The 19,886-nt window shown below is 71.6% G+C and carries 13 protein-coding genes and 2 pseudogenes; 6 read left to right on the forward strand and 9 right to left on the reverse strand.

What is annotated here, in order from left to right:
* Window positions 1-68: 68 nt before the first annotated feature.
* A complete protein-coding gene (locus BR98_RS03135; protein ID WP_035839813.1) occupies window positions 69-2,936 on the reverse strand; it encodes an ATP-binding protein in 2,868 nt (955 codons plus the stop codon).
* Between the two features lie 209 nt (window positions 2,937-3,145).
* Here BR98_RS03135 and BR98_RS03140 point away from each other — a divergent pair, with 209 nt between their 5' ends.
* Together BR98_RS03140 and BR98_RS03145 are read left to right on the forward strand one after the other, a co-directional pair.
* A complete protein-coding gene (locus BR98_RS03140) occupies window positions 3,146-3,619 on the forward strand; it encodes an ATP-binding protein (protein ID WP_051969242.1) in 474 nt (157 codons plus the stop codon).
* Between the two features lie 49 nt (window positions 3,620-3,668).
* Window positions 3,669-5,066: a LuxR C-terminal-related transcriptional regulator gene (locus BR98_RS03145; RefSeq protein WP_051969243.1), complete on the forward strand. Its 1,398-nt coding sequence runs from the start codon at window positions 3,669-3,671 to the stop codon at window positions 5,064-5,066.
* An 80-nt stretch (window positions 5,067-5,146) separates the two neighbouring features.
* Here BR98_RS03145 and BR98_RS03150 read toward each other — a convergent pair whose 3' ends face one another.
* The 3 genes from BR98_RS03150 to xylB form a co-directional block, all read right to left on the reverse strand.
* A complete protein-coding gene (locus BR98_RS03150; protein WP_051969244.1) occupies window positions 5,147-6,298 on the reverse strand; it encodes a fructose-specific PTS transporter subunit EIIC in 1,152 nt (383 codons plus the stop codon).
* 121 nt (window positions 6,299-6,419) lie between these two features.
* Window positions 6,420-7,796: a hypothetical protein gene (locus BR98_RS03155; protein WP_035839816.1), complete on the reverse strand. Its 1,377-nt coding sequence runs from the start codon at window positions 7,794-7,796 to the stop codon at window positions 6,420-6,422.
* A 283-nt stretch (window positions 7,797-8,079) separates the two neighbouring features.
* Window positions 8,080-9,510, reverse strand: coding sequence for a xylulokinase (xylB, locus tag BR98_RS03160; protein ID WP_035839819.1), 1,431 nt, complete (start codon window positions 9,508-9,510; stop codon window positions 8,080-8,082).
* Window positions 9,511-9,604: 94 nt separating this feature from the next.
* Here xylB and xylA point away from each other — a divergent pair, with 94 nt between their 5' ends.
* Window positions 9,605-10,777, forward strand: a complete 1,173-nt coding sequence (gene xylA / locus BR98_RS03165; protein ID WP_035839822.1) for a xylose isomerase — start codon at window positions 9,605-9,607, stop codon at window positions 10,775-10,777.
* 129 nt (window positions 10,778-10,906) lie between these two features.
* Here xylA and BR98_RS03170 read toward each other — a convergent pair whose 3' ends face one another.
* Together BR98_RS03170 and BR98_RS03175 are read right to left on the reverse strand one after the other, a co-directional pair.
* Window positions 10,907-12,406 (reverse strand): alginate lyase family protein, encoded by a 1,500-nt coding sequence (locus tag BR98_RS03170; RefSeq protein WP_232247217.1) that lies wholly within the window; start codon window positions 12,404-12,406, stop codon window positions 10,907-10,909.
* Between the two features lie 297 nt (window positions 12,407-12,703).
* Window positions 12,704-12,987, reverse strand: a pseudogene (locus BR98_RS03175) (transposase); the annotation flags it as partial.
* Between the two features lie 17 nt (window positions 12,988-13,004).
* On the opposite strand from BR98_RS03175, the gene BR98_RS38940 reads away from it, so the two are divergent.
* From BR98_RS38940 to BR98_RS03190, 3 genes and pseudogenes are all read left to right on the forward strand, one after another.
* Window positions 13,005-13,304 (forward strand): ATP-binding protein, encoded by a 300-nt coding sequence (locus BR98_RS38940; protein WP_232247330.1) that lies wholly within the window; start codon window positions 13,005-13,007, stop codon window positions 13,302-13,304.
* 154 nt (window positions 13,305-13,458) lie between these two features.
* The gene (locus tag BR98_RS03185) at window positions 13,459-14,391 is read left to right on the forward strand and encodes a dienelactone hydrolase family protein (RefSeq protein WP_083975913.1); all 933 of its coding nucleotides are present in this window, start codon (window positions 13,459-13,461) and stop codon (window positions 14,389-14,391) included.
* A gap of 282 nt (window positions 14,392-14,673) precedes the next feature.
* Window positions 14,674-15,201: pseudogene (locus BR98_RS03190) on the forward strand (IS5 family transposase); the annotation flags it as partial.
* A 123-nt stretch (window positions 15,202-15,324) separates the two neighbouring features.
* Here BR98_RS03190 and BR98_RS03195 read toward each other — a convergent pair.
* The 3 genes from BR98_RS03195 to BR98_RS03205 all read right to left on the reverse strand — a co-directional run bounded on the left by BR98_RS03195 (window position 15,325) and on the right by BR98_RS03205 (window position 19,833).
* Window positions 15,325-15,891, reverse strand: coding sequence for an NUDIX hydrolase (locus BR98_RS03195; RefSeq protein WP_035842694.1), 567 nt, complete (start codon window positions 15,889-15,891; stop codon window positions 15,325-15,327).
* Between the two features lie 189 nt (window positions 15,892-16,080).
* A complete protein-coding gene (locus BR98_RS03200) occupies window positions 16,081-17,922 on the reverse strand; it encodes an RICIN domain-containing protein (protein ID WP_051969245.1) in 1,842 nt (613 codons plus the stop codon).
* 108 nt (window positions 17,923-18,030) lie between these two features.
* On the reverse strand, window positions 18,031-19,833 hold the full coding sequence (locus tag BR98_RS03205; RefSeq protein ID WP_035839823.1) for an amylo-alpha-1,6-glucosidase: 1,803 nt from the start codon (window positions 19,831-19,833) through the stop codon (window positions 18,031-18,033).
* Window positions 19,834-19,886: the final 53 nt, after the last annotated feature.

The following is a 19,886-nucleotide window of genomic DNA, read 5'->3' on the forward strand; positions in this document are numbered from 1 at the left end:
GTGCCTCCCAGCGCTCCAATGTCTGAGCGGCAATTATGCTCTCCGGTGCCGCCCGACCGTCCGCGGGGTCATCCGGTCTTGGTGAGGGCGGCTTTGACCTTGTTCCTGGTGACTCCGAGCTTGCGCAGGACCTGGGCCACGTGCTGCTCGACGGTGCGCGGCGACAGTACGAGGGCCTGGGCGATCTCGCGGTTGGTGGTGCCGCGGGCGAGCAGTTCGGCCACCTGGCGCTCGCGGGGAGAGAGCGTGCTGCCGTAGCTGGGGCGGCCGCGCGAGGTGGGCCGGGCCAGTCCGAGTTCGCGCAGGGTCCGCCGGCAGCGGCCGGCGTCGGCTGTGGCGCCGAGCCGTTCGAAGACGTCGGCCGCCTCGTTCATGGCAGTGCCGGCGGCGTCCGGGGTCTCGGCTGCCAGGGCCCGCCCCTTGCGCTCGACGGAGCGGGCGGTCTCGTACGGGCGGCCGATCCGGTGCCACGCCCGGGCGGCGAGTCCGAACTGCTCGGCCCGTGCCGCAGAGTCCTGATGGTCCGTCAGTAAGCCGCGTGCGAAGTGGAGTTCCGCTGCGGCGCCGGGAGCATCGCGTCCGGTCAGGGCGGCTTGCGCCTCGTCGAAGAGCCGCACCGCGTACCGCTCCTCACCGCAGGCGAGGGCCGCCTCGACCGCCGCCGGGACGAGTCCGGTCGCGCGCGGCCACGCGTTCGCCCGGCGGAGCGTGTCCACGGCGGTCGAGCAGGTGGTCCAGGCGGCCTCGGGCGTGTCCTGGGCCAGCTGGAGCAGGGCGGTGGCCGCCGCTGCCCGGCAGGCCGTGGTGGCCTGGTTCCCGTGCAGACCGATCGCCGTTGCGATCTCCAGCCAGCCGAGGGCCGGCCCGTACTCGCCGCGGGCCGCGGCCAGCCGCGCACCGGCATGGGCCTGCTCCTCCTGCACCATGACGACGTCGGGGAACTCTTGTGCCAGCTGCGCGAAACGCTCCTCGAGGCCGTGCCAGTCGCCGGTCAGCAGGTCCAGCCGGAGCAGGGCGGCACGGCTGTAGCACTCGTGGCGGGGCGCTGCGCTGCGTGCGCCGAGGATCCTGCCCTGCTCCAGCAGTACGGCGCCGCGGGCGTCGTGGCCGAGTTCGAGGGCGAGTTCGCCGACGTTGTAGAGGGCCCGGGCGTTGTGGCGCAGTTCCTCGCGATCGTCGCAGTGGCGCGGGACCTGGTCGAGAAGCGGCCACACGCCTGGGTCGGCGTCCCTGGCGAGCAGCGTGAGCCGGGTGGCGCGAACGGCCGCCCGCATGACCGGGTACGGGCCTTCGCGCAGCAGTTCGTCGGCGCGGTCCAGCCACGTCCAGCGGCGGGCCGCGGCCTCGCCGTGCTCGTCGAAGGCCAGCGCGATCATGGCCCGAGCCGCGCGCTCGGGCAGCTCGTCCAGTTCGGGAACGGCCCTCTCGAGCTCCATGAACCCGGTGACGTCCGCGTCATTGTTGATCATCAGGAGTCCGAGGGTGAGCCGGATGTCACCGCGGGTGGCCACAGCCAACTGCGGGTCGGCGAGGAGCCCGCGCAGCGCGGCGGCGCTGGCCTTGGAGTCGACACCGTCCGCGAAGACCCGGGCCAGGGCGAGCGCGAGGCGCGAGCGTGACCCGATGTCGAGCTCCGGGGTCTCCAGGAGTTGCTGGAGCAGTGCCGCGGCGGTGCCGTCGTCTCCGACGGACACGGCCTGCTCGGCCGCCGCTTCGCCCTGCCGGAGCCACTCCTCGCGTTCACCGAGAACCCTGAGGTGATGCGCGATCTGCACCAGGGGTTGGGGCGACTGGGCCCGGAACACCTCCACCGCGCGGCGGTGCAGGCGCTCGCGCCGCGGGCCCGACAGGTGCTCGTAGGCGGCCTGCTGGGCCAGCACGTGCCGGTAGGCGTACCGGTGATCGCAAACCTCCTGGAGCAGCGCCGCGTCGAGCGCCTCGGCCAGACCCTCGCCGCCCTGCTCGGCCGGCAGGCCGGCGACCGCGGTGAGCACCGTCTCGCTCGTCGGTGCGCCGATGACGGCTGCCGCGGCGGCGATCGCCGCCGCGGGCTCCGCCAGCTCCCTCAACCGCTCGGTCACGGCTTCCCGCAGGCTCGCGGGGACCTCGGCACGAGCGAGCAGACCGGCGAGCTCACCGGAGCGGTGCCGACAGCCGTGCTCGACCAGGATCCGCAGGTCCTCCTCGGCGACCAGCGGCACACCCTCGCAGCGCTGGTACAACACCCGGACCAGGTTCGCGTCGGCGCCCGTGCCCAGGACCTCCTGGGCGAGCCCGCCGACCTCGTCCTCGGACAGCGGAGCCAGACCGAGCCGGACGATCCCCGCGCCGGGCGACTGCCGCATCGCGGTGCCGAGCGGAGGCATTCCGCTCGGCAGGTCGTCGGCGCGGTAGGTGAGCGCCAGCGCCAGCTGTCCGGGCATGTCGCGGTGGAGCAGGAGCAGCAGGTCCCGGGTCGCGTCGTCGACCCAGTGCAGGTCCTCGACCAGCAGGACGACGGGGCCGAGCTCGGACAGGAAGGCGCGCACGGCGCGGATCAGCTGCTGGCGGGCGAGCCCCGGGTCGTCCGGCTGGGTCGGCGGTGGCGGCAGCCGGCTCGCCAGGTCGGGCAGCAGCGGGGCGAGCGCTCCGGTGCTCGGCGGGAGAACGCCCCGGGGAGGAAGTGCGCGGCCTGCCTCGCGCAGGGCGTCGATCACGGGGCCGAACGGGTGCGGCTCGCGCAGCGGGTGGCAGTAGCCGGTCAGGACCAGCCGGTCGGTGAGCAGCGAGGCGGCCTCCCGGACCAGCCGCGACTTCCCGATCCCCGCCTCGCCCTCCACCAGCACCACGGTGGGCGGCTGCCGCAGCGCGGTGACCAGCACCTCCAGCTCCCGGCTCCGGCCGACCAGCCGGAAGCCCGCTGGGAATGCCGTCGCGGTCTGGAGGCGTGAGCCCATGCAGTGCCCTCGTGTTCGTCAGGTGCCCAGGGGGCCTTCGACTGGCGCGCGTCCATCATCGCGGCTGACCCGAGACTCTCAGGAGTTGATGCCGAGGCTCTCAGGAATTGATTACGTATACGTGAATCGTCTGTTCCCGGATCGCTGGGAACCACCTGGTGGTGTGTCCTGACGGGGCAGGGACCCAGGCAGCTCTGACAGGAGCCATCATGACCACCTCCGAGCGATCCCGGCTCAGCCCCGGCCCGCAACCGTCCCGGGACGACGAGCAGGGTGACCGGGGGCCGCGCCACGGTGCGGCCGTCTTCGCCGTGACCGCTGGAGCCGGCTCGGTGCCGATACTGCGGCGCCTGACCCGTCAGACCTCACGCCGGTGGAACCTCCCGGGCGCGGTCGAGCAGGCGCTCGCGGTCATCGTGACCGAGCTGGTCACCAATGCGGTGCGGCACAGCGGCAACCCCGTGGTCACGCTGCTGCTGACGGTCGACGACCGCGCGGTGACGGTCCGGGTCACGGACCGCGGTCGCCGGCGGCGGCTCGGGTCCCGCCGAGCCGGGGTCGCCGGTTCGGGGCGGGCCCGCGGCGGCCGGGGACTGCAGCTGGTCGAGGCCTACGCCTCGAAACTGACCGTGCTCCGGACTCGGGCGGGCACCCTGGCGGCCGTGGACATCGTCCTCGTCTGAGCGGCCGGTGGCGGATCCGGTACCAGGAGCACACGGCCTCGGGGGAAGCGTGACCATCAGGACTTCGGTGGCGGGGAACCTCCCCGCACCACTCACCAGCTTCGTGGGCAGGCGCCACGAGCTGGCCGAGATCGGCCGCCTGCTCGCCGTCCGGCGGCTGCTGACCCTCACCGGGGTCGGCGGTGTGGGCAAGACCCGCCTGGCCATCCAGGCCGCAGCGGCGGCACGCCCGGCGAACCCGGACGGCGTGTGGCTGGTCGACCTCGCGCCCGTGCGGGATCCGGCGGCCGTGGTGACCACGGTCGCCGGGCTGCTCCAGTTGCCCGACCTCGACGCCGGGCCGGCCCTCGGCTCGCTCGTGGACCGGTTGAGCGGACGCCGGGCGCTGATCCTGCTGGACAACTGCGAGCACCTGACCGCCGCGTGTGCCGAGCTCGCCAAGACCTTGCTGTCCGCCTGCCCGCAGCTGCGGCTGCTCGTGACCTCCCGTCAGATGTTGGGCCTCACCGGCGAGCAGGTCTTCGCCGTGCCCTCGCTGTCCGTGCCGGACGAGGCGCTCCAACTGCTGCGGGAGCGGGCCACCGCCGTCCGGCCGGACTTCCGGCTCACCGAGGCCGCGTGCGCGCCGGCCACGCGGCTCTGCGCCGCGCTGGACGGACTGCCGCTGGCGATCGAGCTCGCGGCGTCCCGGTTGCGCACCCTCACCGTCGAGCAGGCCGCGGACCGGCTGGACGACCCGTTCACGCTGCTCACCGGCGGCTGCACCACCGCCTCACCTCGGCAGCGATCGCTGCGCGGGATGGTCGACTGGAGCTACGAGCTGTGCACTCCGGCCGAGCAGCGGCTGTGGCGACGGCTGTCGGTCTTCCGCGGTGGCTTCGACCTGGACGCCGCCGAGGAGGTCTGCTCCGGCCACGGCATCGCGGACCACGAGGTGCTGGACCTGGTCGACCGTCTGATCTCGAAGTCGGTCGTCCTGGTCCACGATCACGACGGCATGCCGCGCTACCGGCTGCTGCGGACCTTCCTCGAGTACGGCAGGTGCCGGCTTCGCAGCTCCGGCGAAGAGCGGCACGTGCTGCGCCGGCACCACGACTTCCACCTCGGCCTCGCCGAGCGTCTGGCCTCGCGGTGCCACCTTCCGGGCCGGCGGGAAGCCCCCGGCCGGCTGCGTGCCGACGCGGACCCGGACCCGGACGGCGCCACCCGGCGAACCGCCCCCGCAACGGACGGCAACCCGCTGAGCCGCCGGGAGACGGAGGTGGCCGCACTGGTCGCACAGGGCATGACCAACCGTCAGATCGCCTCGACCCTCGGCGTTTCGCCGCGCACGGCCGACCGCCACATCGAGAACATCCTGGTCAAACTCGTGGTCGGCCGCCGCGCCCAGATCGCGGCCTGGTGGTCGGAGCATGGGACGCCGACTGCCCCAATGCCTGCGCCGTGACGGCGCTCCGCCGCAACAGCAGCGCCCGGGAAGGCTGAGCCTTCCCGGGCGGTCGCGTCGTTCGTCGTCCCCGTGGACCCCTACCCGCTGGTCGCGAGCCTGGTCGCCGTCGCTCGGGCGGGAGCGGCGAACGGCAGGCTCTTGAGGCCGACCGTGAGGGCGGTGGTGGTCAGGACCCCTGCTACGACCGCGAGCAGGAAGAGGAGGGGCCGGCCGGTCTCGCCGAGGGCGAAGACGCCACCGTACGGCGTCTTGCTGGTCGCACCCAGGTCCATGACCAGGGCGCCGGTCACGGCACCACCCAGCATCGAGGCCGGCAGCACCCGCAGCGGATCGGCCAGGGCGAAGGGAATCGCGCCCTCGGGGAGGAAGGCCGCCCCGAGCAGCCATCCCGTCCTGGCGTAGCCGCGCTCCCCCTCGGTGAACAGGCCGCGCCGCACCAGGGTGGCCAGCGGCAGGGCGAGGCCGGGGACCATGCCCGCCGCGATGACGGCGGCCATCAGGGTCATGTTGAGGGTGCTGAACCTCGACGGGTCGCCGCCCAGTTCCACCGAGCCGAAGCCGATGGCCGTCCTGGTGACCATCCCGCCGAGGTCGGCGCAGGCCATCGCACCGAGGACGGCGCCGGCGGCGACGGCGTTCGAGAACTCCAGGCCGGCCAGTTCGCCGTGCAGCCACTCGCTCAGCGAGTTGAGAAACTCTCCGACGACCCCGATGACCAGGAAGCTGGTGGCCACGGTCGTCACCAGCGGGAACAGCACCGTCGAGCTGAGGCCGTGCAACCGGGGAGGAACCGGGACGCGTTGCAGGGCGAGGGTGGTGACGCCGGCGAACGCCCCGGCGGCCAGACCCGCGAGGACGCCGGCCTGGACACCCGTGGCGGCGAGACCGCCCAGCGCCGCCGGGATGACCGCGGACCGCCCGGCCACACTGTGCCCGACGGCTGCGGCAACCGCCACGGCGAGGAAGGAGAGAGCGGTGAGACCGGTCTTCAGCAGCATCCCCGCCCAGGTGTGCGACTGGCTCCAGTCGCCGGTGAAGAGGGCCTGCGACGCCGTTTCGGAGATGTGCGGCCCTGCGACGGCGAGCGCGATCACGACCATGACGCCGGGTATCGCGACGATCGGCCCCAACTGGGGTGCGTAGGACGTCAGTCGGGTGCCGAACTGCCGGCCGAACAGGCCGCTTCGGCGGCTGCGGTGCGCCCGCGTGGGGCGGTTGCGACGGGGCATGGGGAGACTCCTGAAGTGGTGGGGAGGTACGGGTCGACGGTCGCGCAGCGGGCGCGGGGAGGGCGCGGGGAGGGTGCCGGACACCCGCGAACGACGGGTGTCCGGCACCTGCGGCGCGGAGTTAGTGCGTCGTGACGAGCTGGGACCCGAAGGAGCCGAGGATGTAGTCCAGGTTCACCCCGACCATGTGGATGTGGCCGCAGCAGTCCCAGTAGGCTCCCGCGTTCGATCCGACGATGTAGGCCGCGATGCCGCTGGGGTCGGTGATGTAGATGGGCGCGCCCGAGTCTCCGGGCTGGGTCCGCTGTCCGTTGTTGAACCAGGGGAAGTTGGTGCCACCCTGTTCGAAGACGAACCCGGCATTGTTCCTGATGCAGACGTCAGTTCCCGGCCAGCAGGTGTTGTACTGGCCGTTGGAGATCGGGTGGCCGCAGTGGTTGAAGCTGACCGCGCCGCTCACGCACACCCTCAGGCCGTAGTACACCGGCTGGTTGCCGAAGACCCGGATGCTGGCGCCGCTGACGTTGTAGCCGCCGGTGTAGAGCAGCGGAGCGTAGTCCGCGCCGCCGATCTCCTCGGCGTCGATGTTCGTGTCGCGCTTGTACACCTTGCCCACGTAGTTGCCGGCGCCCCCGCTGTACGTGCGGTTGTAGATGTTGGTCCACCAGCCGTAGCAGTGCGCGGCGGTCACGAACTTGTGGCCGCCGTCCCGGTCGTTGACCATGAACCCACCGGTGCAGCCGCCGCCGTTCGCGCCGATCAGCGCGTTCCCGCCCCAGAACGGCGACCAGTCGGCGAACCTGGTGTTCTGCGGCTCCAGTCGGGACTGGGACGTTTCGATCTGCCCGGGGTGGGCGTCGCTCAGCTGCTGCAGGGCGGAGTCCGGAGCGTCGCTCTTCACCTGGAGCTTGTCGTTCTGGACGTCGTACTGCGTCCCGACGCCGTAGGTGCCCGCGTCGGGGGCCCACTGCCGGTCCGTGACCGTCTGCGTCACAGCGGCCAGCGAGTCCTTGGTGAACTGGCTGGTCTGGACGGTGGCGTGCGCGTCGGACGGAAGCGCGGCGCTGACCTGGGCCTGCTCGTCGCTGGTGGTACCGGCCGGCATGACCACGATGGGAGCGGAGGAGTCACCGAAGACGCCGAGCGCCGCGTGGTCCGTGGCGACCTGCTGGACCTGCGGCCCCCACTGCGGCTGGTCCTGCGCCGGCGGGGGCGGGTCGGAGGGATCGGACGTACCGGAGGTGGCCTTGGCCGACGGGGAGTCGGTGGGGGCATCCGTGGCCGGCGCGGGCGAATCCGTGGCCGTGGGTGCATCGGTGGGGCCGGCCGTGGGCGACGCGGAATCCGTGGCCGTAGGCGAATCGGTGGGGCTGGCCGGCGCGGAGGAAGCCGTCGCCGCAGGCGAATCGGTGGGGTCGGCATGGGCGGCGGAAACGGGCCCCGCGAGCAGGGCCGCGACCGCCGCGGCTGACGCGAAGGCCTTGACGAGGCGCCTCACGTTCGTACTCGGTCTCACTTGGTGCTCTCAATCCTCGAGAGGGCGGGCCTGGTGGCGCCGCACAGCGAAGGACCGAGCGGTTCGGCTCGGTCCAGCGCGGGGAGACCGGGCACCGGCGGCGACGGGGACGGCGCCACCGAACACCCGGCGAGACCCCCTGCGCCGGACACGATCATGGGACGCCAGAGCCACCGGGAGCATGCGTGGTTCTACCCATTCCCTGGGAATTGGGCGGCGGATTCCCACGCGCACCCACAGCGAACGTCCCCTTCGATGGGCCCGTCTACTGGCCCTCGGCCGGAGCACCCTGCAAGGCGCCGGCCCGACGCAGGGTATCCCCGATCCGTTCGAGCGCGTCGTCGTCCTTCTTCACGGCCTCCAGCACCGGGCCCTCGGCCGTCCGCCAGCGGCGGGCCACGGCGTCGGCCGGCTCACCGGTGAGCAGCGCGGCGGCCTGGGCGGCGGCGCCGAGCGCGACCAGCTCCTGCGCGTCGGGCACCTGGACCGCCCGGCCGGAGAGCCGCAGCACGGTCTGCTGCCAGGCCCGCCCGCGCGCGCCGCCACCGATCAGCACCAACGGCTCGTCACCCGCCGGGTCCTCGCCCCCGGCGCGCAGCACGCCGTCCAGGGCGGTGAGCAGGGCGTGGGCGGCGCCGTCGTAGGCGGCCTGGAGCAGCTGCCCCGGGGTGGTGTCGTGGCGCAGCCCGTGGACCAGGCCTGAGGCGCCCGGGAGGTCCGGCGTGCGCTCGCCGTCCAGGTACGGCAGGACGACCACCGTGCCGCCGTCCTCGACCTCGTCCCGGTCGCGGCCGAGGAGGGTGGCGAAGCGGTCGACGGCGAGGGTGCAGTTGAGCGTGCAGGCCAGTGGCAGCCAGCCGCCGAGGGCGTCGGCGAAGCCGGCGACGGTGCCGCTCGGGTCGGCGGGCCGGTCCCGGCCAACGGCGTAGACGGTCCCGGAGGTGCCGAGGCTGAGCACCGGCTGACCGGGCATCAGGCCGAGTCCGAGGGCGGCGGCCATGTTGTCGCCGGTTCCGGTGGCCACCGGCGTTCCCTGGCGCAGCGGCAGCCCGGGGCGGACGACCCCGGCCCGCGCGCCCGGCGGGAGGACCTGCGGCAGCAGCACCGGGTCGAGGCCGATCCGAGCCAGGATGTCCTGGTCGTAGCCGTCCGGGCCCCACCAGCCGGTTCCCGACACGTCGCCGCGGTCGGTCACCGCCTCGCCGGTCAGGCGCTCGGTCAGAAAGTCGTGGGGAAGCCGGACGGCGGCGACCTGCTCGGCGGCGGCGGGTTCGTTGGCACGCAGCCAGGCCCACTTGGGGGCCGTGAAGGCGGCCGTCGGCATGCTGCCGGTGCGACGGGCCAGCTCCGCCGCACCGAATGCGGCCCGCAGCTCGGCGGCCTGGGGCGCGGAGCGGACGTCGTTCCAGAGCAGCGCGGGGCGGACCGGCCGGCCTGCCGCGTCGAGGGTGACCAGACCGTGCTGCTGGCCGGCGATCGAGACGGCGGCGGCGCGGTCCGCCCAGCCGGTCCCCGCCACGGCCTCGCCGAACGCCCGCCACCACTGCTCGGGGTCACTCTCGCGGCCGGCGCCTTCGCTGACCGTGTGCGCGGCGCGCCCCTGGCCCACGACGGCGCCGGTGTCGATGTCGACGGCGACGGCTTTGGTGGACTGCGTCGAGCTGTCGACGCCGATGACGACACGCTGCTCAGCCATGCTTTCCTCCGGTGGGGGTTCCTTCTGACGTCCAGGCATACTAATTTGTTCAGAGCCCTGACAAACACCCCCCGCACGGATCCGGAGCCGCTCCATGTCCCCCGACCCCCTCGTCCCCACCCCCGCGCACAAGTTCACCTTCGGCCTGTGGACCGTCGGCTGGCAGGGGCGCGACCCCTTCGGCGACGCCACCCGCCCCGCCCTCGACCCGGTCGAGACCGTCCAGCGCCTGGCCGAGCTCGGCGCCTACGGCGTCACCTTCCACGACGACGACCTGATCCCGTTCGGCGCCACCGACACCGTGCGTGAGCAGACGGTCAAGCGCTTCCGCAGCGCTCTGGACGCCGCCGGGCTGAAGGTGCCGATGGCGACCACCAACCTGTTCACCCACCCGGTCTTCAAGGACGGCGCCTTCACCGCCAACGACCGCGACGTGCGCCGCTACGCGCTGCGCAAGACGATCCGCAACATCGACCTGGCCGCCGAGCTCGGCGCCTCGGTCTACGTCGCCTGGGGCGGGCGCGAGGGCGCCGAGTCCGGCGCGGCCAAGGACGTGCGCACCGCCCTCGACCGGCTCAAGGAGGCCTTCGACCTGCTCGGCGAGTACGTCGAGCAGCAGGGCTACGACCTGCGCTTCGCGATCGAGCCCAAGCCCAACGAGCCGCGCGGCGACATCCTGCTGCCCACCGTCGGCCACGCGCTGGCCTTCATCAACGAGCTGGAGCGCCCCGATCGGGTCGGCGTCAACCCCGAGGTCGGCCACGAGCAGATGGCCGGACTCAACTTCCCGCACGGCATCGCCCAGGCGCTGTGGCACGGCAAGCTCTTCCACATCGACCTCAACGGCCAGTCCGGCATCAAGTACGACCAGGACCTGCGCTTCGGCGCGGGAGACCTGCGCCAGGCCTTCTGGCTGGTCGACCTGCTGGAGTCGGCCGGCTACGACGGGCCCCGCCACTTCGACTTCAAGCCGCCGCGCACCGAGGACTTCGACGGCGTCTGGGCCTCGGCGGCCGGCTGCATGCGCAACTACCTGCTGCTGGCGCAGCGGTCCCGCGCCTTCCGGGCCGACCCGGAGGTCCAGGCCGCGCTCGCCGCCTCCCGGCTGCCCGAACTCGCCCTCCCCACCGCCGAGGACGGCCTCGCCGGACTCCTCGCGGACCGCACCGCGTTCGAGGAGTTCGACACCGAGGCGGCGGCCGTTCGCGGCATGGCCTTCGAGCAGCTGGACCAGCTGGCTCTCGAGCACCTCCTCGGCGCCCGCTGATCACGCCCATGGCAGAGCCGGGTCGTGCGGGACAGCACGACCCGGCTCTGCCACATCCACGCCGAGCAGCGGGCCGGCCAGTCACCCGACCCGGCCCGGCCCGGCCCTAGCGAACGGCCTTACCCGGATTCAGGCGCGGTGCGCGCCCTTGCGGCGGGCCCGGACGCGCAGCGCCAGCACGCCGCCGCCGATGGCGAGCAGACCCACGCCGGTGACCGGGAGCAGGTCCTTGGAGCCGGTGAGGGCGAGATCCTTGGCCGAACCCCCGGTCGGGCTCGACGAAGGCGACGCGGAGGAGCTTGCGGCGCCCGCCGGCGATCCGCCCTGCGCCACCGGGCTGGCGGACCCCGCCGGCGAGCCCTGCGCGGTGGGCGGCGGCACCGGAGCGGCAGCCTTGTCACGGGTGAACGCCAGTGTGCCGAAGCCCAGTTGGTCGAAGCCGCCACTGTTCGGACCGTAGTCGCCACCGCCGCCCTCGGGGGCGACTTTCGCCGCCATGGCGCTGGTGTACGGTGCGGAAAGGCCGCGGCGGTTGACGTAGTGGTTCTGGATCACCGCCCAGATCGGGCGCAGATCGCCCCGACTGTCGGCGGAGGGCTTGGTGTCGTCCACCGTCTTCGACCAGACACGGGGCGCGCCCTGCTGGAACGTGAGGCGGGTGAACGGGACGTCCTCGCCGAGGTTGTACTTGGCGACGTACTCGGCCCCCTTGAGGAAGCGGTTGTCGTCCTCCCCGTAGAGGTCGATGCCCTGGTTCCAGGCCATCTCGCACAGGGCGCCCATCAGGCCGACGGCGAGCGTGGTGTGCCCCTGGTCGCGGCCGGACTCCTGGAACTGGGCCAGGCCGCCGGGGTGCACGTACGGGATCGCGTGCTGGAGCGAGCCGTTGCCCGGCCCGTTCCGGTAGTACTCGACGGCCTGGTCGACCTTGGCCCGGTCGTCGCACAGGACGCCGATGGCGAAGACGCCGCAGAGCGCGAGCAGGTCCCAGCTGGCGTAGTAGTTGGTGATGTACGCGCCGTTGTGCTCCCGGAGGAAGTTGTCGCAGACCGGGTAGAAGACCTGCAGCATCATGGTCTTGAACCGGTCGAGGTCGAACCCGGGGTATCCGCGCATCAGTTCGGCCGCGTTGGCGAACTGGTAGCCCTGGATGCCGGCTGCGAGGTAGTGGTCGGCACTGCCGGTGACCTGCTTCAGCGTCACCGACCAGGCGTTGAGGATGTCCCGGGCGGCGTCGCCGTGGGCCCGATCGCCACTGATCCGCCAGCGCAGGGCGTTCTGGTAGGCGGCGTGGACGTCGTTGTAGAGGGTCGGGAAGTTCTGCGGACTGCTGCCTCCCCGGTAGACCACGGCCTGGGGGTTCGCCTTCCAGTCGCTCTGCGCATGCCGGTTGGCCGTCAGCCGCTGCCAGCCGGCCAGGTACGGCTGAGCGCCGGCCGTGACCTTGGCGGCGATCCGGTCGAGGTCCGCCTGGGTGTGCAGCAGCCCGGGGTGCGCGAACGCCGGTGCGGGGGCCGCCGCGGCGCTGGTCGTGCCGCTCGCCGCGACGGCGGCGGCGAGTCCGGCCGTACCGGCGAGCTTCAGCAGGCTGCGGCGGCTCGGCTGCTGAGTGTTGTGATGCTGAGTCACTGGGGTGTCTCCCGATCTTCGACGCTTCCAATCAGGAGACGCCCAGGAATGTGAGCGATAACAGAAACCTCGGGTCTGATCTTAGGACGGAGTTCGAGTGCTGTCGGCTCGGCCCGCCCGCTGACGGGTGCCCGGCTCGCCTCGGAGCTGGACCAGACCAACTACCACTACCGGATCGAGGGTTCCAGCGACAACAGCGCGTGGACCACCCTCGTCGACAACACCGCCACCACCAGGACCAGCCAGGTGCAGACCGTCGCGTTCCTGGCGCAGGCACGGTACCTGCGCGTCCGTGGTGCGGCGTTCGTAGCAGCGGGCGAGTCGGTGGAAGGCGTTCTGCCAGGCGTGGGTGCGCTCGACGTGCCACCGTTGGCTCGCCTGGATCGGCGCCTTCTCGCCCTTGCGCGCGATGCGGCCGTGCAGGTTGCGGGCGCTGAGTTCGGTGCGGGTCTTGTCCGAGTCGTACCCGACGTCCAAGTGCACGGTGATGTCGTCGGGCAGCGGCCCGACGTCGTCCAGCAGGTCCAGGGTCGGCGGACGCGCGGACGGCACCTGGACCAAGCGCCTGCGCGAACTCGCCCGCCCCGCCGTCCTCATCCTGGGCGACTTCGCCATGCGCGAGCTCACCCCCGCCCAGGCCGACGATCTGTACGAACTCATCGGCGAGCGCACCGGCCAGTCCTTCATCCTGACCTCCAACCGCGCCCCGACCGACTGGTATCCGCTGTTCCCCAACCCCGTCGTCGCCGAGTCCCTGCTCGACCGGATGATCAACAACAGCCATCAGCTGTTCATGAACGGCCCCAGCTATCGGCCGAACAGCGACCCAAGACCGGCCCGGCTGGCACCCCCACCAAACCTGAGTAACGATCAGATCAGGGCCGCACCTGGGGAATAACGTGATCGTGGGCCTGGGGAATTACGTGATCGTCCACACGCAGAGAACGATATCGACAACGATTGACTTGGTGTTGCCGGGCCCGCAGACTCTGACGCACCAAACTCGCGGTGACGCACATCGCGTTTCAAAGTGCTCACAGCGAAGGGCGACCATGCGCAGAAGTCTGCCCCCGTCGGCCGAGGCCGGCACCGCGGTCGGCGGGGCCGGCCCCGGGCGCCCGGCCAGGCCGGTGCTGCCGCTCGCGGCCGTCGCCTTGACGCTGGTCGCGGCCGTGACCGCGGCGCTGCTCGCGATCCGCCCGGCGACGACGGACGCCAAGTCCTCCCAGCGCGGTCCGGATCCCACGCTGGCCGGCGTGGCTGCCGCGACCGGGCCGTTCACCACCGCACAGGTCAGCGTTCCGCCCGGCGACGGCTTCAACGGCGGGACGATCTACTATCCGGCCGACACCAGCCGGGGGACCTGGGCCGCGGTCGCCATCTCGCCCGGATACACCGCGCTGTTCGCCGACGAGGAGGCCTGGATGGGCCCCCGGCTGGCGTCGTTCGGCTTCGTGGTGATCGGCATCGAGACCGACAGCCGTACCGACTACGACAGTCAGCGCGGCACCCAGCTGCTGGCCGCGCTGGACTACCTCACGACACAGAGTCCTGTGCGCAACCGGGTCGATCCCCGCCGGCTGGGCGTCATCGGGCACTCCATGGGCGGCGGCGGGGTCGTCTACGCCGCCGAGAACCGGCCCTCGCTCAAGGCGGCGGTCGCGCTCGCGCCGTACTCGCCCACGCAGGACATGTCGACGGACACCGTGCCGACGATGGTCATCGACGGCCAGAACGACACCGTGGTCACCCCCGCTGCCGTGGACGCGCTGTACGCGACGCTCCCGGCGTCCACCCGAAGCGCCTTCATGCAGATCGACGGGGCCGATCACGCCTACTACACCCACCCCAATCCGGTCGAGATGCGGGTCCTGATCCCCTGGCTCAAGATCTTCCTCGATAACGACACCCGGTACACCCGGTTCCTGTGCCCGTCGCCGGCCGATCCGAGTGGGGTGTCGAGCTATCACAGCAGGTGTCCTTAGGGTGCGGATTGTGATGATTTGCGGCATACGGAACCGCACCCGACAGCGAAACGCTCGGATCGGGTGCTCCGCCGCCCAGCCTCGCCCTGTGCCCACCCTTCGAAGGGCGGACGACCGGCCAAGCACACCGCCGAGTTCGTCTTCGGCGACCCGGCCACCTGGAGCGAGCCGAACGTACGTTGGACTTCGTCGGGGTCGGCGCGGACGATCCGCAGCCGGGCGTCAGGATGTAGGTAGCCGGTGGCCCAGCCGCGGCGGACCCAGGCGCCGAGGGTGATCTCGGACGGGTGCGGTTTGATCCATCACCAAGGCCCCGGCGGCGGCGAGGCCGCCGGGCGCTCACCGGTCGATCGGGGCAAACAGGGCCTGAAACGCTCGGGCATGACGGATGGTTATGGAATCCCGCTCGGCAGGGTCCTGGCCGGAGCGAACCGTCACGACTCCCCGTTGCTCGCGCCGACCCTGGACCTACTGGACGACCTCGGGCCGCTGCCCGACGACATCACCGTGCACTTGGACGCCGGGTACGACTCGGACAAGACCCGCACCGAACTCAGCGCCCGCAACCTGCACGGCCGCATCGCGCGCAAGGGCGAGAAGGCGCCGATCCAGGCGAGCCAACGGTGGCACGTCGAGCGCACCCACGCCTGGCAGAACGCCTTCCACCGACTCGCCCGCTGCTACGAACGCCGCACCACGGTCATCAACGCCTTCCTCGACCTCGCCGACACGATCATCACCATCCGTAGCCTGATCCGCCGGGCATGGACCACCCACCGCTGGGACAACCGCCCGAACCGCCGCCCATGAGCGCACGCCCATCTGCGCGAGCTCTTAAGCGGAGCCGAGACCGCAAGCCGTCCTTCGACTGAGCGAGTGGAGCCAGCGGGCGGGCGCGGGCGGGCTACCCGGCCCACAACGTCTGACGGGGGATCAGCCGAGCAGAGCCGGTGCGCTGACCGCCCGAGCGATGCGGGGCCCGACCAGACGCTCAGCCGTGGCGAGCCGGTACCAGGCCGCGCCTGTCACCTCGGACTCCTGGAGAGGACCCACATCCACATTCGCGTGAATCGTCCTGAACACGATTCCAAGGTCAAGATGATGGTGGGCCGGCTCATCTTTCTCCGGGCGAGCCGGGACCTGGCCGTACTCGATGTACACAGGTGTCTGCGACGCTGGGACCACATCGGCGGGGTTCAGCCCGGTCTCCTCCGTCAGTTCGCGCAGTGCTGCGGCGCACAGATCGTCGTCGGTGGGCTCAAGGTGGCCCCCAGGCTGCAGTGTGATCCCGTACGCCAAGTGCTCGATGAGCAGGACCTCAGCGTCGGCGCGAACAAGGAGCGCGCCAACGGTCACGTGCATGGGGAAGCTCCGCCGTGAGGCGAAGTCCCGCCCTTCGGCGAGGAGCCGCAATGGCTCGGACAGCTGCTCCACTTCGTCCGGGTGTCGCGCAAGGTAGGCGGCAAGGACGTCCGCGATGGCTGAATCACTGATCGCCATGCCCGCCACGACGCAAGAGCATCTGATGGGCCTGCTCAGCCGGAAGAGCACTCGAGCTCAAGCCCGACCAGCGCCTGTCTGCACAGCAGAATCGTCAAATTGCGGGTACCAGTTCGATGCTCTCACTCCGACTGTGCGCATGGAGCGGGCCGCCCGGTGGGTGGCCCGCTCTGCTCATGCGGGTGGTGGTCAGGCCTTGCCCTGCAGCCGCCAGATCTGGTTCTTCTTGGTGCTGAGGACGCTGCCGGTGTCGCAGGTCCACTGGTCGATCAGGGCACCGGGGGCGGTGGAGACTCCGGTGACGTCGACGCACTTGCCGCTGTGGGCGGCGACGAGCTGGTAGTCCTGGCTGTTGCCGAGTGCGGTGACGGGGTTGAGGGTGAACTGCTGGTTGGTCTGCCCGTTGCAGGTCCACTGCTCGACGGCGGCGCCGTCGGTGGTGGAGGCGCCGCTGACGTCCAGGCAGAGGCCGCTGAGCTCGTTGACGACGGTGTAGGTGTTGGCCTTTCCAGCCACCGGCTTGAGGTCGAGCAGCTGCTGGTAGCCGCCCTCGCAGTAGTACTGCTGGTACTGGGTGCCGGGGCTCTTGGAGATGTTGGTGTCGTCCAGGCACTGGCCGCTGTTCTCGCTGACGGCGACGGTGGAGATCGTGGTGTTGGACGGCGGGAGCAGGGTGACGGTGTAGCCGTCCTTGGCGTTGGTGTACGGGATGGTCACCGCGGCGGTGTTGTTGGCGGTGGTCAGGGTGGTGTCGGAGACGGTGACGGGTCCGGCGACCGCGTTGCCGTCGGGGATCCGCTGCACGACGGCGCGGACCCGGCCGTTCTGCACCACGGAGGTGGTGTTCAGGCCGGTCAGGTTGACGGTGACGTTGCCGGTGTTCCCGTTGGAGCCGAGCAGGATCTTGGCGTTGCCCGCGGTGTTGTCCTTGGTGGCGAGGCCGTCGATGCCGTTGCCGGGCACCAGGTTGACGATGTTTCCGGTCTGCGAGCCGTAGTAGCGGTACATGAACCACTCACCGCGCGGCAGGTACTGGCCGGAGCTGTTCTTGGTGAGCAGGTTCGCCTCGTAGTCGTGCAGGGCACCGCCGGAGGCCCAGTTGCCGCGCAGACCGTCGGCGCCGGCCCGCTCCAGGCGGCCGATGTACCAGCCTCCCCCGCCCGGGTTCTGCTGGGAGAGCCCCGCGTACTCGTTGATCTGGTACGGGCGGGTGTTGGTCAGGCCGTGCGCGGCGAGGGTGGAGTTGGCGCTCGAGGCTCCGGAGACGGGGTCGGCCGGCTCTGAGTGCCAGCTGTAGATGTCCGGGGCGACGTTGTTCGCCTTGACGTAGTTCAGGTAATTGGTCCACCAGGTGGTGCCGGCGGTGGGCTGGCCCGCCATGCTGGGTCCGACGATGAGCTGGCCGGGGAAGTTGGACCGGACATCGGCGTAGAAGCGGGACCACATCTGCAGGTACTGGGTCTGGCTGCGGGCCCAGAAGCCGCTGCCGTCCGGCTCGTTCCACAGGTCCCACTGGACCGTCAGGTGGTTGGCCTTGACGTCGGAGAAGAGCTGGTTGACGAAGTTGTCGAAGAGCGTCCAGTCGCCGTTGTCGCCGGGGAAGGCCGTCACGTTGGTGGTGCCGTCGGCGCCCCACAGGTCGTGCGGCAGGAGGATGAAGGTGCCGCCGAGGGCGGCGGTGCGCTTGGCCTGGGCCAGGGTGGCGTTCCAGCGGGTCTGGTAGCCGGCGAGGCTGGTGGAGTAGCCGCCGCTGTTGAGCTGGGCACCGCCGGCCCGCTCGAAGTGCCACTTGAGGTCCGTGTAGAAGTGGTCCTGCGGTAACGTCCCGTCCGGGGTCATCCCGTAGAGGGTGCCGGACGCGTGGTACGTGGGGGCCCCGCCGGCGTTGGCGAAGTCGACGGTGACGGAGGTGTCGGCGGCGTGGGCCGAGGTGGCGGGCAGCGCCACGCTGCCCAGGGCTGCGAGCAGGGCTGCCGCCAGTGTGGCTGTTTTGCGGGCGGCTCCGGAGCGGACGCGCGCGAGGGGGGTCATGCGCAAGGTGCTCTCCCGTGGTGGGTGGGGGCTCCCGGGCCGGGGTGGCCCGGGAAGTCTGGGATGTCCCGGCGCGGGTGACGGCTCGCCGGGACGGGGGTGGACGGCTCAGCGGGGCAGGGTGCCACCGAGGTCGGTGAGCAGGGCGAGCTCACGGCGACCGGCGTGGGCTTCCGCCAGCAGGAGGTAGGCGGCCGCGGTCCAGGTGTAGGCGCGGTCGCGCAGTCCGGCGCCGGTGCGGGCGTCGAAGTTCTCGGCGAACCCGGAGGTCTCGCACAGTGCCCGGAAGCGCGCGCTGATCTCGTCGGCCAGTTCCACCTGACCGGCGCGGCGCAGGCCGTCCTCGATCAGGACGGTGGAGGGGGCCCAGATCGGGCCGCGCCAGTAGCCGTCGTCCTGGTAGTGCGGGGAGTCCGGGGCTTCGGTCGCCAGCCCGTACGCGGTGAGGTGCTCCTCGATGCGGCGGGCGAGGACGGTGCTGACCTCCTCGGGGAGGTGGTCGCCCAGCACGATGGGCATCAGCTGCAGCAGGCTGCGGCTGGTCCAGGTGTCGTCGGCGTCAGTGTCGGCGTCGGCGTCGGCATCGGCGGCTCGGGCGAGGAAGCCCTCGCCGTTCCACAGCTCCTCGATCATCGCGGTCTGGGTCTCGGCGGCGGTGCCGCGCCAGGCCGCGGCCTGCTCGTGGCGCCCCAGTTCAGTTGCCAGGTCGGCGAGTTCGTGCAGCTGCAGGACGAGGAAGGCGGCCAGGTCGGCGGTGACGACCACCCGCGCGGGATCGAAGATGGTGGCGTTGTCCCAGCCGCTGTCGTTGCCGTGCTGGTAGTGCGGCAGCCGGCTGCCGGGGGCGCGTCGGTGCTCCAGCCAAAAGGCGGTCCAGCGCGCCAACTTGTCGTGGAGCTCGGCCAGTTCCTCGTGCGACAGCGGCTCGGCGACGCGCCGGCGCAGGTTGTGCACGGTCCAGCCGTGGATCGGCGGTTTGACGAAGTTGTACAGCACCTCGGAGTGGGTGACGGAGTCCGGGAGCGCGCCGGTCTCGTCCTGGTGGTCGAAGGGCAGCGAGAACTGGTCCAGGGCCAGCAGGGGGCGGCCCCCGGCCAGGGCGAGGGCGTTGAAGCAGTGGTCCCAGCTCCAGACCTTGTCCATCCAGTGCTTGGACATCAGGACCCCGGGTCGGGCGAGGAACCCGGCCGGGCGGACGGTCGCCGACCAGAGCACGTACGCGGCCAGTTCGGCGGCCGGGGTGTCCGGCAAGCGCCAGGGCGCGACCTCGTCGACGAAGGCGGCGAAGGACTCCCGCACAGCGGCCACGACCGCGTCGAACTCCGAGGCTGCCGTGAACGGCGCGCGGGTGTTGTCGAGTTCCTCGATCGCCGCCTCCCAATCCTCCTCGGTACCGGCTTCGCCCGCCAGCACGAGCTGGCGGTCGGCGCCGCCCAGGGCCTGGGCGCCGAGGACCTCCTCCACTCGGCCGCGCAGCAGGGTGACCCGGTACCGGCGGCCGGTCTCGTAGCTGGTGAAGACGTACGAGCCGTCGACCGGGTCGCGGTAGAAGTAGGTGCCCCCGAACGGGGTGAGCTGCGGTGCGGCCGATTCGATCCGCAGTGCCGTCCCGGTGCCGCGAAGCCGCACGGTGTCGGGCGACTGGTAGGCCAGGTCGATCCGGCCGGCGGGGTGCTCCCAGCTGAGCATGCCGGGAGTCGCCAGCACGGTGGCACCGAGCCTGGTGCCGGTCGCCGAGTCGACCGGCACCAGGCACAGGACCGGATGGAGACCGGTCTGATGGGAGATCAGGTGCAGGTCCTGCGCACGGGCGTGCTGCGCGACGACGCGTGAGAAGCAGAACCAGGACCCGTACGTGCTGAACGGGATCTCGTCGACCGGGAAGGCCGGGCCGGTACGGGTTTCGGTCATGGACAGGGGACTCGTTTCTGTGACAGGGGCGGGATGTCTGCGAGGGGCCGGGT

The organism is Kitasatospora azatica KCTC 9699, assembly GCF_000744785.1.
GTDB classification, from domain to species: Bacteria; Actinomycetota; Actinomycetes; order Streptomycetales; family Streptomycetaceae; genus Kitasatospora; species Kitasatospora azatica.

Excerpts from the sequence above, each read along its gene's own strand:
- BR98_RS03135 (WP_035839813.1), bottom strand. The coding sequence starts at position 2,936 with ATGGGCTCACGCCTCCAGACCGCGACGGCATTCCCAGCGGGCTTCCGG.
- BR98_RS03140 (WP_051969242.1), top strand. The coding sequence starts at position 3,146 with ATGACCACCTCCGAGCGATCCCGGCTCAGCCCCGGCCCGCAACCGTCC.
- BR98_RS03150 (WP_051969244.1), bottom strand. The coding sequence starts at position 6,298 with ATGCCCCGTCGCAACCGCCCCACGCGGGCGCACCGCAGCCGCCGAAGC.
- xylB (WP_035839819.1), bottom strand. The coding sequence starts at position 9,510 with ATGGCTGAGCAGCGTGTCGTCATCGGCGTCGACAGCTCGACGCAGTCC.
- xylA (WP_035839822.1), top strand. The coding sequence starts at position 9,605 with ATGTCCCCCGACCCCCTCGTCCCCACCCCCGCGCACAAGTTCACCTTC.
- BR98_RS03185 (WP_083975913.1), top strand. The coding sequence starts at position 13,459 with ATGCGCAGAAGTCTGCCCCCGTCGGCCGAGGCCGGCACCGCGGTCGGC.
- BR98_RS03195 (WP_035842694.1), bottom strand. The coding sequence starts at position 15,891 with ATGGCGATCAGTGATTCAGCCATCGCGGACGTCCTTGCCGCCTACCTT.
- BR98_RS03200 (WP_051969245.1), bottom strand. The coding sequence starts at position 17,922 with ATGACCCCCCTCGCGCGCGTCCGCTCCGGAGCCGCCCGCAAAACAGCC.
- BR98_RS03205 (WP_035839823.1), bottom strand. The coding sequence starts at position 19,833 with ATGACCGAAACCCGTACCGGCCCGGCCTTCCCGGTCGACGAGATCCCG.